Raw genomic sequence first — 13725 nt, 5'->3', positions numbered from 1 at the left:
CCGCGGCGCGATCGAAAAGAACCGTTAACCTTTCCGCGCGAGGGTCGCGCCATGGTCGTGCGCCGCCGAGTCAGAATGGTCGTGTTGCCGCTGGGTCTCTGGACCCTGTCGGCGCTCGTTGTCGGCTATTTCGTGTGGCAGGCCGAGAGTGGCAACCGCGGCCTCGAGGCCAAGAAGGCCCTGAAGATCCGCGCCTACGGCCTCAGCCAGGAACTCGCCGCGGTGAAGGCCGAGCGCGCCGTCTGGGAGCATCGGGTGAACCTGCTCAAGAGCGACCAGATCGACCGCGACCTCCTGGAGGAGCGCGCCCGGATCGTCCTGGGCCGGGTGCACGCCAACGACGTGGTCATCATCACGCCCTGACCGTCGCGCGAGCATCCCGCGGAAGTCCCGGGGACGGTTTTCCGCAGTCCTGAAAGTGCTCTGACAAGAGCGGCTTCCTGTCAGAGCGGCAGCCCTCGCTTTCCAATCGTCGCTGTCCTACACCCCCACGCAGTCGCGTGGAATCACGGGGAGAGCGCCGATGGACGCCGCCAAGGAGCCTGCCAAAGAGCCCGCAACGGACGCGTCGTCCGCGCCGGTGCAGGCCGCGAGCCCTCAGGCCGCCGAGGCGCACCGCCCCGCGCCGAACATGCCGCAGTTCACGCGGGACGAGGATCTCCACGCCTATCACGAGATGCTGCTGATCCGGCGCTTCGAGGAGAAGGCCGGCCAGCTCTACGGCATGGGCCTGATCGGCGGCTTCTGCCACCTCTACATCGGCCAGGAGGCCGTGGTGATCGGCATGCAGATGGCCTCGGTCGAGGGCGACCAGGTCATCACCGGCTACCGCGACCACGGCCACATGCTGGCCTGCGGCATGGATCCGAAGGGCGTCATGGCCGAGCTGACCGGCCGCCGCGGCGGCTACAGCCGCGGCAAGGGCGGCTCGATGCACATGTTCAGCCGCGAGAAGCAGTTCTTCGGCGGCCACGGCATCGTCGGCGCGCAGGTCTCGCTGGGCACCGGCCTCGCCTTCGCCGACCATTACCGGGAGAACGGCAAGGTCAGCCTGACCTACATGGGCGACGGCGCCGCCAACCAGGGGCAGGTCTACGAGAGCTTCAACATGGCGGCCCTCTGGAAGCTGCCGGTCGTCTACGTGATCGAGAACAACCGCTACGCCATGGGCACCTCGGTGGCCCGGGCCTCGGCGCAGACCGACTTCTCGAAGCGCGGCCTCTCCTTCGGCATTCCCGGCGAGCAGGTCGACGGCATGGACGTGCGCACCGTCCGCGAGGCGGCGACCCGGGCGATCGAGCACGCCCGCACGGGCCAGGGCCCTTACATCCTGGAGATGCAGACCTACCGCTACCGCGGCCACTCCATGTCCGATCCGGCCAAGTACCGGACCAAGGACGAGGTCTCGAAGATGCGCGACGAGCACGACCCGATCGAGATGGTGCGCAAGCGCCTGCTCGAGCTGCACGCCGTGCCCGAGGCCGAGCTGAAGGCCACCGACGCCAAGGTCCGCGAGGTCGTCAATGCCTCGGCCGAGTTCGCCACGAACGACCCCGAGCCGGATCCGTCCGAGCTGTGGACCGACATCCTCCTGGACGCGCACGCCTGAGCGCGGACGACACCGCTGGCCGCCCCCCCAACGAATAAACGACCGCAGAGCTGAGCATGGCGACCGACATCCTGATGCCCGCCCTCTCGCCCACCATGGAGGAGGGCAAGCTCGCCAAGTGGCTGAAGAAGGAGGGCGACCCGATCAAGTCCGGCGACGTGCTGGCCGAGATCGAGACCGACAAGGCCACCATGGAGGTGGAGGCCATCGACGAGGGCGTCCTCGCCAAGATCCTGATCGCCGAGGGCACCGAGGGCGTCGCGGTGAACACGCCGATCGCCGTCATCGCCGGCGAGGGCGAGGACCCGTCGAGCGTCCAGTCCGGCGGCGGCGCCAAGCCCAACGGCGCGGGCGGGCAACCCGCCCCGGCCCCCGACATGCAGGCCGAGGGCATGGCCGACAAACCGGCTCCCGCGGCCAAGACCGGCGACGACGCCCCGAAGGCGCCGGCCGCGCCCGCCGTCATCACCAACAAGGCGCAGGAGCCGGTGATGGAGGAGTTCCCGGCCGACACGCCGATGGTCACGCAGACCGTCCGCGAGGCCCTGCGCGACGCCATGGCCGAGGAGATGCGCCGCGACGGCGACGTCTTCGTCATGGGCGAGGAGGTCGCCGAGTATCAGGGCGCCTACAAGGTCACCCAGAACCTGCTGCAGGAATTCGGGCCGAAGCGGGTGGTCGACACCCCGATCACCGAGCACGGCTTCGCGGGCATCGGCGTCGGCGCGGCGCTGGCCGGCCTGAAGCCGATCGTCGAGTTCATGACCTTCAACTTCGCCATGCAGGCGATCGACCACATCATCAACTCGGCGGCCAAGACGCTGTACATGTCCGGCGGTCAGCTCGGCTGCCCGATCGTGTTCCGCGGCCCGAACGGCGCCGCCGCCCGCGTCGCCGCCCAGCACAGCCACGACTACGCCGCGTGGTACTCCAACGTGCCGGGCCTCAAGGTGATCGCGCCCTACACGGCGTCCGACGCCAAGGGCCTGCTGAAGGCCGCGATCCGCGACCCGAACCCGATCATCTTCCTCGAGAACGAGATCCTGTACGGGCAGTCCTTCCCGGTGCCGCAGCTCGACGACTTCGTGCTGCCGATCGGCAAGGCGAAGATCCACCGCACCGGCAGCGACGTGACCATCGTGTCCTTCGCGATCGGCATGACCTACGCCCTCAAGGCCGCGCAGGCCCTCGCCGAGCAGGGCATCGAGGCCGAGGTGATCGACCTGCGCACCATCCGGCCGATGGACACCGAGACGGTGGTCGCGTCGGTCAAGAAGACCGGCCGCTGCATCACCGTGGAGGAGGGCTTCCCGCAATCCGGCGTCGGCGCCGAGATCGTGGCCCGCCTGATGGTCGACGCCTTCGATTACCTCGACGCCCCGGTCCTGCGGATCACCGGCAAGGACGTGCCGATGCCCTACGCGGCCAACCTCGAGAAGCTGGCCCTGCCGACGGTGGCGGAGGTCGTCGAGGCCGCCAAGAGCGTCTGCTACAAGTGACCGGCGCGCGGGCGACGCCGTCGCCCGCCCCGGCCAGGACCGAGGAACAGCCGGCGCGCCATGAGCCAGGATCCCAGCAGCGACTTCGCCGAACTCGCCATCCCGCCCGACGCCCTGGAGCAGGGCGGTATCGAGGTTCTGCGCGCGGCCGTGGTGGACGGCGCGGTGAGCGTCGCGCTCCGCCGCTCCTTCGACGACCCGGCGACCTGGGGCCGGCTGCTGATCGACCTCGCCCGGCAGGCGGCCCGCGCCTACGCGCTGGAGACCGACATGTCGGAGGAGGAGGCGCTGGAGCGCATCCGCGCGGGCTGGGAGGCCGAGGGGCTCGACCCCGGCGGCCTCAACTGACGATGGCGGCCGACCATGGCTGAGGCGGCTGTCCGGCAGGCGACCTACGCGGATCTGGAGGCAGTCCCGGAGCATCGCGTCGCCGAGATCATCGACGGGGTGTTGGAGACGTATCCGCGACCCCGGCACGGCATCGCCGCGGCCCGCCTGTCGGGAGAGCTGGATCGGCCGTTCGCACGCGGCCGTGGTGGTCCCGGCGGATGGGTCTCCATCACCGAGCCTGAGCTTCACCTCGGATCCCAGGTGGTCGTGCCCGATCTTGCGGGCTGGCGCCGCGAGCGGATGCCGACCGAACCCGAGGATGCCTTCATCGAGACGCCTCCGGATTGGGTCTGCGAGATCCTCTCGCCGTCGACGATTCGCCTCGATCGCGGGCCGAAGCGCCGGATCTACGCCGGGTCCGGCGTCGACCACCTCTGGCTGCTGGACCCGGCGGCCGGCGTGCTGGAAGGCTTCGCCCCCGCGGACGGGCGCTGGGTGCTCCTCGCCACGATCCAGCGCGGCGAGACCGTGGCCCTGCCGCCCTTCGACGCCGTCCCGTTCCCCTTCGACGACCTCTTCCCCTTCGACGATCCGGCCGCCCCGGCCTTGCCCGAGACCTGATGCCATGCCGATCAACGTGCTGATGCCCGCGCTCTCCCCGACCATGGAGAAGGGCAACCTCGCCAAGTGGCTGAAGAAGGAGGGCGACCCGATCAAGTCCGGCGACGTGCTGGCCGAGATCGAGACCGACAAGGCCACCATGGAGGTGGAGGCCATCGACGAGGGCGTGCTCGCCAAGATCCTCGTGCCCGAGGGCACCGCGGACGTTCCGGTCAACGACCTGATCGCCATCATCGCCGGCGAGGGCGAGGACCCGTCGAGCGTGCAGGCCGGCGGCGCGCCGAAGGCCGCCTCGAACGGCGAGGCCAAGGCGGAATCCAAGCCCGAGCCGAAGGCCGACGCCTCGGCGGCCGGGCAGAACACGACGCCCGGCGGCGGCCACATGGCGTACGAGCGGGTGAACGCGGCGCCCGAGGGCGCGCAGCCCGGCGGCGCCCCGCAGGCCGGCGCGCAGGCCGGCTCGGGCGGCCGGGTCTTCGCCTCGCCGCTCGCTCGGCGGATCGCCAAGCAGGAGGGCGTGGATCTCGGCGCCGTCCGGGGCAGCGGGCCGCACGGCCGCATCATCGCCCGCGACGTGCAGGCCGCGAAGGCTTCCGGCGCCACCCAGGCGCCCGCCGCCGCGCAGCCCGCCGCCGAGGCGCCGAAGGCGGCAGCCCCGACCCCGAAGACCGCCCCCGCGGGCGGGGCGCCGGCCGGGCTCACGACCGATCAGGTCAAGGGCTTCTTCGCCAAGGACGCCTACGAGGACGTCCCCCTCGACGGCATGCGCAAGACCATCGCCAAGCGCCTCACCGAGGCGATGCAGGTCGCCCCGCACTTCTACCTGACGGTGGATTGCGAGCTCGACGCGCTGATGAAGCTGCGCGAGACGCTGAACGGCTCCGCCGGCAAGGACAAGGACGGCAAGCCCGCCTTCAAGCTCTCGGTGAACGACTTCGTCATCAAGGCGATGGGCTTGGCACTCACCCGCGTGCCCGCCGCCAACGCGGTCTGGGCCGAGGACCGGATCCTGCGCTTCAAGCACGCCGAGGTCGGCGTCGCGGTGGCGATCGACGGCGGGCTGTTCACCCCGGTGATCCGCCGGGCGGACGAGAAGACGCTCTCGACCATCTCCAACGAGATGAAGGACTTCGCGGCCCGCGCCCGCGCCAAGAAGCTTAAGCCCGAGGAGTATCAGGGCGGCGTCACCTCGGTGTCGAACCTCGGCATGTTCGGCATCAAGCACTTCACCGCGGTGATCAACCCGCCGCAATCGAGCATCCTGGCGGTGGGCGCGGGCGAGAAACGCGTGGTCGTCAAGGACGGGGCGCCGGCCGTGGTCCAGGTGATGACCTGCACCCTGTCGTGCGACCACCGGGTGCTCGACGGGGCGCTCGGCGCGGAGCTGGTCTCGGCCTTCAAGGGGCTGATCGAGAACCCGATGGGCATGCTGGTGTGAGGAGCGACTCTGCTATGATCGCCTGAGCGATCAAAGGAGAGTCGCGTGTCCGAAGTCACCGATCCGGTTCTGCTCGCCCTTCAACGGATGCAGAGCGACATCGCCGAGGTGAAGCGCGATGTCGCAGCGATCAAGACAACCCTGACGGGTCATACCGAGAAGCTGGAAGAACTGGAGATTTACGTCGCCTACGAGACCGGCCTCGGCACGCAGGCGAAGGCGGATCTTCAGTCGATCAAGAAGACGATCAAGGCCATGGAGCAGCGGCTGAGCGCGCTGGAGACCTCGCCCTGATCGCCTCCTCAACGACGGTGCGGTCGCGCGCCCCACAGCGGAGAGCTGAGACACGATGTCCGACACCTACGACGTCCTCATCATCGGCGCCGGGCCCGGCGGCTACGTCACGGCGATCCGCGCGGCGCAGCTCGGCTTCAAGACCGCCGTGGTCGACCGCGAGCACCTGGGCGGCATCTGCCTGAACTGGGGCTGCATCCCCACCAAGGCCCTGCTCCGCTCGGCCGAGATCTTCCACTACTTCCAGCACCCCGGCGATTACGGGCTGACGGCGGAGAAGGTCGGGTTCGACACCGCCGCCATCGTGAAGCGCTCCCGCGGCGTCTCGGCCCGCCTCAACGGCGGTGTCGGCATGCTGCTCAAGAAGAACAAGGTCGACGTGATCTGGGGCGAGGCCTCGGTCGACAGCGCCGCGCAGGGCAACCAGCCCGGCCAGGTCACCGTGAAGGAGACGAAGCGCGCCGAGGCGCCGAAGGGCGCCAAGGGCGCCGGCACCTACCAGGCCAAGCACATCATCGTGGCGACCGGCGCGCGCCCCCGCGCGATCCCCGGGATCGAGCCCGACAAGAAGCTGATCTGGACCTACTACGAGGCCATGGTCCCCGAGACGATGCCCAAGAGCCTGCTGGTGATGGGTTCGGGCGCCATCGGCATCGAGTTCGCCTCGTTCTACCGCACCATGGGCGCCGAGGTGACCGTGGTGGAGCTGCTGCCGCAGATCCTGCCCGTCGAGGATGCCGAGATCGCAGGCCTCGCCCGCAAGCGCTTCGAGAAGCAGGGCATCAAGATCCTCACCGGCGCCAAGGTCACGAAGGTCGAGAAGGGCGCGAACTCCGTCACCGCCACCGTCGAGGGCGGCGACGGCAAGACCCAGCAGATCACGGCCGAGAAGCTGATCTCGGCGGTCGGCGTCGTCGGCAACATCGAGAATATCGGCCTCGAGAAGCTCGGCGTGAAGATCGACCGCGGGATCGTGGTGACGGACGGGCTTGGCCGCACCAACGTGCCCGGCCTCTACGCGATCGGCGACGTCGCCGGCCCGCCGATGCTCGCCCACAAGGCCGAGCACGAGGGGGTCATCTGCATCGAGACCATCAAGGGCCTGCACACCCACCCGATGGACAAGGCCAAGATCCCGGGCTGCACCTATTGCCAGCCGCAGATCGCCAGCGTCGGGCTGACCGAGGCCAAGGCCAAGGAGCAGGGTTTCTCGGTGAAGGTCGGCCGATTCCCGTTCGCGGGCAACGGCAAGGCGATCGCGCTGGGCGAGCCGGACGGGCTGATCAAGACCGTGTTCGACGCCAAGACCGGCCAGCTGCTCGGCGCCCACATGGTCGGGGCCGAGGTGACCGAGCTGATCCAGGGCTACGTGGTGGCGATGAACCTCGAGAGCACCGAGGAGGAGCTGATGCACACGGTGTTTCCGCACCCGACGCTCAGCGAGATGATGCACGAGAGCGTGCTCGACGCCTACGGCAAGGTGATCCACACCTGATCGGCGGCCGACGGGGCGCGCGGGTCGGACGTGGACCCGCGCGCCGCCGAGCGGTCAGTGCGGGCGGGACCGCGCCGCGAGCGTCAGGCTCACGGCCTGGAACAGCAGGATCACCAGAACCGTCGCCGCGCTGCCGCCGATCGGGATCAGCAGCAGGGCGACGACCGGATCGAGCCCCCGGACGAGCAGGAGCGTGATGCAGCTGCCGATCACGGAGGCGATGGTCATCCGAAAGATGCAGCATTCGGACGGTTGCATGCGCGCTCCAACTCAGGCCCCCGTCGGGAGTCTGGCGAGGCGCGCCCGATTATGCAACCGAAGATAGTACTTAGTCGAAACACAATCCCAGATCATGGATCTGAGGCCGCTTTGAGGCGTCAGAGGCGATCCCGAACCTCAGCTATGCCCGCGCTCCACGGGCTCGGCTTGGTCCGGGGACGGCACGTAGGCGCACCACTGGCAGATCCCGCGCTCCGCGCCGCGCTGCGCGTTGCGCTGGGAGCAGAGCGGGCAGACGAGCAGGATCAGCCGCGAGCCGGTGCGCAGCGCGAGCCCGCGCCCCCGGAAGGTGACCTCGGTCGCCGCGTCGCCCGACGCGCGGTCCAGGGCGCTCACGGCGTGCCTCCGTCGCGTGGCCGCAATACGGGTCCGCACGTGGTCTCGATGGCCATGGCGATGCCGCCCCCCAGCGTTCCTGCCAAGTTGTCGCTGGGTATAAGCGGCGAGTCGGCGAATGGCTCCGCTTGCGCATGTGGATCGGCCGGATGCATGCGGGCCGAAACGCCCGTATGAGAGGCTGCCGCGCCCCCGCTTCTTCGGGCGCGGCCCGGGCGGATGGGATGCAGGCGACGATGCAGGCGACGACGCACGACACCCAACAGGGCGAACCCGGCGGGACCGCCGGCGGCCTCCCCACCTTCGCCGACGTGGCCCGCGCCGCGGAGCGGATCGCCGGGGCCGCGCACCGCACCCCGGTCCTGACCTCGCGCACGGCGGACGCGATGACCGGCGGCCGCCTGTTCTTCAAGGCGGAGAACCTGCAGCGGGCCGGCGCCTTCAAGTTCCGCGGCGCCTACAACGCGATCAGCGCCCTGCCGGAGGCGGCCCGCACACGCGGAGTGATCACCTACTCCTCGGGCAACCATGCCCAGGCGATCGCCCTCGCGAGCCGGCTGCTCGGGGCGCCCGCCACCATCGTCATGCCGGGCGACGCCCCCGCGGCGAAGATCGCCGCCACCCGCGGCTACGGCGCCGAGGTGGTCCTGTACGACCGCTACACCCAGGATCGCGAGGCGCTCGGCCGCGAGATCGCCGAGGCCCGCGGCCTGACGCTGATCCCGCCCTTCAACCATCCCGACGTCATCGCCGGGCAGGGGACGCTGGCGCAGGAGCTGATCGAGACGGTCGGGCCACTCGACGTGCTGGTGGCCTGCCTCGGCGGCGGTGGCCAGCTCGCGGGCTGCGCGCTCGCCGCCGCCGCGCTGTCGCCGGGTTGCCGGGTGATCGGCGTCGAGCCGGAGGCGGGCAATGACGGGCAGCGCTCGTTCCGCGAGGGCCGGATCGTCACGATCCCGGTGCCCCGGACCATCGCCGACGGGGCGCAGTCGACGGCGCTGGGCGACCTGACCTTCGCGATCATCCGCGCGCAGGTGTCCGACATCCTCACCGTCACCGACGCGCAGCTCGTCGAGACCATGCGGTTCTTCGCCAGCCGGATGAAGCTCGTGGTCGAGCCGACCGGCTGCCTCGCGGCAGCGGCGGTGCTGAGCGGCCTCGTGGACGTGACGGACAAGCGCGTCGGCGTGGTGATCAGCGGCGGCAACGTCGATCTCGCGGCCTTCGCGCGGCTGACCGGCGAGGCGGCCTGAGGCGGCCTCAGGCGCCGATTGCCGGGCCGGTGTGACCCCGCCGCGGTGGACCGGCCCCGAGCCAATGCTTATCTTGTGCGCGTCGGAATGCGCGTCCCCGGGCCTTGAACCCGGATGGGCGGGAGGGTGACGATGTCCGCTGGTTTCAAGGTTCTCTCGCTGACCGATCGCGCCGCCGATCGGATCAAGGCGATCATGGCGGAGGCCGACCGGCCGATCGCCGGGCTGCGCGTCGGCGTCCGGAACGGCGGCTGCGCCGGGATGTCCTACACGATGGAATATGCCGAGGCGGCCAAGCCCGGCGAGGACGTGGTCGAGGATCGCGGCGTGCGCGTGTTCGTCGATCCGAAGGCGGTGCTGTTCCTGCTCGGCACCGAGATGGACTTCACCACCAACAAGCTGGCGTCGCAGTTCGTGTTCAACAATCCGAACCAGACCTCGGCCTGCGGCTGCGGGGAATCCGTGGCGATCACGCCGGTCTCGGCGGACCGCCTGCCCGCGCAGGTCTGAGCGGGAGCGCCCCGGCGCGCAGCGAGCCGGCGGCGCGCCGCGCCCTCAGGCCACCTGCGACAGCGACTCGGCGGCGTCGTCCAGGAAGCGGTTCCGGCCCGCGCGCTTCGCGGCGAACATGCACAGGTCGGCCCGCTCCATCAGCGAGGCCGGCGTGTCGCCCGGGCGCAGCACCGCGACACCCAGGGAGATCGTGATCTTGCCGAGCGACTCGCCGGTCGAGCGCTTGACGAGCTCGCGCCCCATGACGCTGGTGCGCACCGTCTCGGCCACCTGCTTGGCCACCGCCCGGTCGACGCCGGGCAGGATGATCCCGAACTCCTCGCCGCCGAACCGGGCGAGCTGCGCCTGCTTACCGGCGTTCTCGCGCATCACGATCGCCACGAGCCGCAGGACCTGGTCGCCCGTGAGATGACCGTACAGGTCGTTGAAGCGCTTGAAGAAGTCGATGTCGAGGATGATCAGGCTCATGGGCGTCGTGCGCGCCCGGGCCGTCTCCATGGACGCCTTCAGCGTCTCCTCGAAATGCTTGCGGTTCGCCAGCCCCGTCAGGGCGTCGGTCAGGCTCTCGCGCCGGGTCGCGTCGAGCTTCTCGCGCAGGGTCTCGATCTCGCTGCGGGTCTCGCGCATGCGGGCTTCGAGGATCCGGTTGTTGGCGGCGACCTCCCGGGTCGTCGCGGCCAGGGTCGCGACGATCTCGCCGAACCGCGCCCGGCTCGGGACGCCCTGGGAGAGATCCTGCGCGACCCCGCGCAGGGACTCGCTGTACTGCGCCGTCGAGCCCAGGGAGAGGTCCAGGATCTCGGTGACGGCCGCGATCTCGCTGAGGACGACGCGGCTGACGTCGTCGGTGGTGCTCGCGAGACGGCGCCCGTCGAGATAGGTCTCGTGCAGGTCGTCGATGTCGCCCTCGGTGAGGCAGCCATTCTGGGTGGTGAGGCGCTTCACGGCGTCGGCGAGGAGCGGCAGCTCCCCCGAGACGTAGGCGTACCAGACGGCGTAGGCGCGCGGCGTCGCGGAGGGGCCGTAGTCGCGAATCAGATCGTGGCTGCGCTTCGCCAGCGCGAAGCTGCGATCGCGATCCGAATAGGTCTCCTGGCTCATCCGTATCCCGCGGTCCGGGGCGACCGGCGCGCATGCGCCGTCACCCAGACTTGATATACGGCCGCCTGGTAGCCGGACAGTTAAGCCCGAACAGACGTCTGTTACTTATCCTTCTTCGCCAAGACTGGTCGAAGCAGGAATGCCGGAACGTGGGAGCCGAGGCCGACGGGCGTGTCCCCGTCGGCGTCGATCCGGCGCCCGCGCTCCTCGCGCGCGGCCTCGCCGCGGCCCGACGCGCGGCCCGGCGCGCGCGGCTCCGGACGGCTCTCGGGGCGGGTCTCAGAGCGGCTCTCGGGACGGTCGTCCGGGCGGCTCTCCGCGCGCGCCGCGCCGCGGCCGCCGCGCGACCGGGTCGGGCGCTCGCGGACCTCCCCGGCCTCGCCGGCGCTCCGGGCGCTCTTCTCGACGACGCCCTTGTCGGCACTCTTGTCGCCGCCCTTGTCGCTGCCCTTGTCGCCGCTCCTGCCACCGCTCTTCGCGGAGCGCCCGCCCCGCCGCCCGTCGCTCGACCGGCCGCGGTGGCGCGTGCCGGTGTCGCCGGACGCGTCGGCCACGCTCGTCAGGTCGCCGTCCAGCCAGGGGATCGGCTGCCCGATCAGCGCCTCGATGGCGCCGAGCGAGCGCGCGTCGTCGGGGGCGACCAGCGTGTAGGCCGTGCCGCTCCGGCCGGCGCGGCCGGTGCGGCCGATCCGGTGGACGTAATCCTCCGGGTGATGCGGCACGTCGAAGTTGAAGACGTGGCTGACCGCGGGGATGTCGAGGCCGCGCGCCGCCACGTCGCTGGCGACCAGCAGGGCGGTCTCGCCGTTGCGGAAGCCGTCGAGGGCCGTCGTGCGGGCGCGCTGGTCCATGTCGCCGTGGAGCGCCGCGGCGTCGAAACCGTGGCTGACCAGGGACTTCTGCAGCAGCGCGACGTCGCGCTTGCGGTTGCAGAAGATGATCCCGTTCTTCAGATCCTCCTCGCCGCGGATCAGGCCGCGCAGGCGCTCGCGCTTGGCGTGGCCCTCGGCACCGGTGGCGACGAGGCGCTGCGTGATCGTGGTCGCCGTGGAGGCCGGCCGGGCCACCTCGACCCGCTGCGGGTTGTGCAGGAACATGTCGGCGAGCCGCTCGATCTCCGGCGGCATGGTGGCCGAGAAGAACAGGGTCTGCCGGGTGAACGGCACCATCTTCACGATGCGCTCGATATCGGGGATGAACCCCATGTCGAGCATGCGGTCGGCCTCGTCGATGACCAGGAGCTCGACGCCGGTGAGCAGCAGCTTGCCGCGCTCGAAATGGTCGAGCAGGCGGCCGGGCGTGGCGATCAGCACGTCGGTGCCGCGCATCAGCTTGGCGTCCTGGTCGGCGAAGGAGACGCCGCCGATGATCAGCGCCACGTTGAGCTTGTGGTTGGTCCCGTAGCGGTCGAAATTCTCGACCACCTGGGCGGCCAGCTCGCGGGTCGGCTCCAGGATCAGCGTGCGCGGCATCCGGGCGCGGGCGCGGCCGTTCTCCAGCAGCGTCAGCATCGGCAGCGTGAAGGCCGCGGTCTTGCCGGTTCCGGTCTGGGCGATCCCGAGGACGTCGCGACGTGCCAGCACGTGGGGGATCGCCTCGGCCTGGATCGGCGTCGGCTCTGTGTAACCCGCCGCTTCGACGGCGTTCAGGACTTTCTCGCTCAGTCCCAGGTCGGAAAAAGGCATTTGCGTTCAGGAACCGTTGCGCGCCCGGCCGGCGCGAAGGACACCGTCGCGGCAACGGCTGGGAAAGGCTCGCGCGGGGCGCTCGGACGCTCCCGGGGCCGCGGGGCGCATCGTCCCCGTCAGTTAGGGCCTTGGCGCGACTTGTCAATCTCGCAATCGCGACAGCGCGCGTCCGCGCACAGGGGATCGGCCCCGGGAGCGGCCCCCGATCAGGGCCGGAGACGGTCGAGCGCGGGCACGGCGCAGGGGTCCAGACGGGTGGACCGGGCGGATCGCGCCGCGAGCGCGCCGGTCGTCTCGGGCTCGGCCATCGGCGGCAGCGCCGCCGTCGCGAGGGCGGTCCCGGGCAGCGCCGCGTCGGGCCGGCTCAGCCGCGCGAGCTGGTAGGCGCCGATCACCGCGACGATCCCGGCCAAGCCCGCCACGCGCAGCGCCCAGGGCAGGGGGCCCGCGGTCCGGCTCGGCTTGGCGCGCGCGACCCGCGCGGCAGTCGAGCCGACCTGCGAGCCGGGCGCGGCCTCGACGGTCCGGCGCTTGCCGAAGATTGTCCGGCTCCGATCGTCGGGGCTCTGCATGGACGGTTCTCTCCACCGGCCGGGGACCGGGTTCGGTGCGGGGCGCGACGGGGCTCGCGGGCGAGCCCGCGAGCGCCGGACCATCGGTCAACAGGGTTAACCGATCGCTTACGAGGCGGCGACCTCTCGTCAAAGTTGTGCCGGAATAAAACGTCCGCCCTCGCCCGTCCCTGCAGAGACCTCGGGCGATCTCGCCCGGAACACGCCGGCTTCCGACAATATGCGCGGCGCGCAACGCAGCTCGTCATCCGGGGTTTTGCAACTGTCCGCGCCTCGTGCGGGGCCGCGACCCGGCCCTCTGCTGTGGGGCGGGCCGGCTAGTCTTCATCTTTCGTTGACGGGATGTCCCTAGCCTGAGGAGGCTTGTTGCAGGAAAGCGACAGACCCGCCATCCGAGAGCGCCTAGAAGGCTGCCGGCTCAAGCTAACCCCAGGACCGAACACCACCATGAAGAAGCTTCTCCTCGCATCCACCGTTCTCGCCGGCATGACCGCCGCGGCGTCCGCCGCCGACCTGCCGCGCCGCGCCGCGCCGCCGCCGGTGTTCACGCCGGTGCCGGTGTTCACCTGGACCGGCTTCTACTTCGGTGTGAACGCCGGCTACGGCTTCGACGCCAACAGCCGCAACACCACCAACTACGCCCTGCCCGGCGGCTCGCTGATCAACTCGCCCGGCACCGCCGGCGTCGTCAGCGTCA

General features: G+C 70.6%; 15 protein-coding genes and 1 pseudogene. 11 read left to right on the top strand and 5 right to left on the bottom strand.

Annotation, left to right across the window (positions count from 1 at the left end; genetic code table 11):
• Window positions 1-51: 51 nt before the first annotated feature.
• From ACTJK8_RS26350 to lpdA, 8 genes are all read left to right on the top strand, one after another.
• On the top strand, window positions 52-363 hold the full coding sequence (locus tag ACTJK8_RS26350) for an FtsB family cell division protein (protein ID WP_012317989.1): 312 nt from the start codon (window positions 52-54) through the stop codon (window positions 361-363).
• A gap of 268 nt (window positions 364-631) precedes the next feature.
• Entirely contained in the window at window positions 632-1609 is a 978-nt protein-coding gene (pdhA, locus tag ACTJK8_RS26345; protein WP_234742070.1) for a pyruvate dehydrogenase (acetyl-transferring) E1 component subunit alpha, read from the top strand.
• Between the two features lie 56 nt (window positions 1610-1665).
• Window positions 1666-3108 carry a pyruvate dehydrogenase complex E1 component subunit beta gene (locus ACTJK8_RS26340; RefSeq protein WP_440762765.1) on the top strand — a complete coding sequence of 481 codons (1443 nt, stop codon included), beginning with the start codon at window positions 1666-1668 and terminating at the stop codon, window positions 3106-3108.
• A gap of 60 nt (window positions 3109-3168) precedes the next feature.
• Window positions 3169-3456 (top strand): DUF5076 domain-containing protein, encoded by a 288-nt coding sequence (locus tag ACTJK8_RS26335; RefSeq protein WP_012317992.1) that lies wholly within the window; start codon window positions 3169-3171, stop codon window positions 3454-3456.
• A gap of 15 nt (window positions 3457-3471) precedes the next feature.
• Window positions 3472-4059, top strand: coding sequence for a Uma2 family endonuclease (locus ACTJK8_RS26330; protein ID WP_127991425.1), 588 nt, complete (start codon window positions 3472-3474; stop codon window positions 4057-4059).
• Window positions 4060-4063: 4 nt separating this feature from the next.
• Entirely contained in the window at window positions 4064-5497 is a 1434-nt protein-coding gene (locus ACTJK8_RS26325) for a pyruvate dehydrogenase complex dihydrolipoamide acetyltransferase (RefSeq protein WP_012317994.1), read from the top strand.
• A 45-nt stretch (window positions 5498-5542) separates the two neighbouring features.
• Window positions 5543-5791, top strand: coding sequence for a hypothetical protein (locus ACTJK8_RS26320; protein WP_287080770.1), 249 nt, complete (start codon window positions 5543-5545; stop codon window positions 5789-5791).
• Window positions 5792-5846: 55 nt separating this feature from the next.
• A complete protein-coding gene (lpdA, locus tag ACTJK8_RS26315) occupies window positions 5847-7286 on the top strand; it encodes a dihydrolipoyl dehydrogenase (protein ID WP_440762764.1) in 1440 nt (479 codons plus the stop codon).
• A 54-nt stretch (window positions 7287-7340) separates the two neighbouring features.
• Here lpdA and ACTJK8_RS26310 read toward each other — a convergent pair whose 3' ends face one another.
• A complete protein-coding gene (locus tag ACTJK8_RS26310; protein ID WP_208861836.1) occupies window positions 7341-7514 on the bottom strand; it encodes a hypothetical protein in 174 nt (57 codons plus the stop codon).
• Between the two features lie 168 nt (window positions 7515-7682).
• Window positions 7683-7901: a hypothetical protein gene (locus ACTJK8_RS26305; RefSeq protein ID WP_024830855.1), complete on the bottom strand. Its 219-nt coding sequence runs from the start codon at window positions 7899-7901 to the stop codon at window positions 7683-7685.
• 236 nt (window positions 7902-8137) lie between these two features.
• Between ACTJK8_RS26305 and ACTJK8_RS26300 the strand changes: the two genes are divergently transcribed.
• Window positions 8138-9154, top strand: a complete 1017-nt coding sequence (locus ACTJK8_RS26300) for a threo-3-hydroxy-L-aspartate ammonia-lyase (RefSeq protein ID WP_012317998.1) — start codon at window positions 8138-8140, stop codon at window positions 9152-9154.
• Window positions 9155-9286: 132 nt separating this feature from the next.
• Window positions 9287-9664, top strand: a complete 378-nt coding sequence (locus ACTJK8_RS26295; protein ID WP_024830854.1) for a HesB/IscA family protein — start codon at window positions 9287-9289, stop codon at window positions 9662-9664.
• 45 nt (window positions 9665-9709) lie between these two features.
• Here the strand turns inward: ACTJK8_RS26295 and ACTJK8_RS26290 are convergent, their stop codons facing one another.
• The 3 genes from ACTJK8_RS26290 to ACTJK8_RS26280 all read right to left on the bottom strand — a co-directional run bounded on the left by ACTJK8_RS26290 (window position 9710) and on the right by ACTJK8_RS26280 (window position 13028).
• Window positions 9710-10768 carry a GGDEF domain-containing protein gene (locus tag ACTJK8_RS26290; protein WP_012318000.1) on the bottom strand — a complete coding sequence of 353 codons (1059 nt, stop codon included), beginning with the start codon at window positions 10766-10768 and terminating at the stop codon, window positions 9710-9712.
• Window positions 10769-10869: 101 nt separating this feature from the next.
• Window positions 10870-12453, bottom strand: a complete 1584-nt coding sequence (locus ACTJK8_RS26285; RefSeq protein ID WP_059409614.1) for a DEAD/DEAH box helicase — start codon at window positions 12451-12453, stop codon at window positions 10870-10872.
• A 209-nt stretch (window positions 12454-12662) separates the two neighbouring features.
• On the bottom strand, window positions 12663-13028 hold the full coding sequence (locus tag ACTJK8_RS26280; RefSeq protein WP_440762763.1) for a hypothetical protein: 366 nt from the start codon (window positions 13026-13028) through the stop codon (window positions 12663-12665).
• 447 nt (window positions 13029-13475) lie between these two features.
• On the opposite strand from ACTJK8_RS26280, the pseudogene ACTJK8_RS26275 reads away from it, so the two are divergent.
• Window positions 13476-13725, top strand: a pseudogene (locus tag ACTJK8_RS26275) (porin family protein); the annotation flags it as partial.

The organism is Methylobacterium sp. 22177 (genome assembly GCF_052045615.1).
Classification (GTDB): Bacteria; Pseudomonadota; Alphaproteobacteria; order Rhizobiales; family Beijerinckiaceae; genus Methylobacterium; species Methylobacterium radiotolerans.
This window is presented reverse-complemented; position numbering and strand designations above follow the sequence as displayed.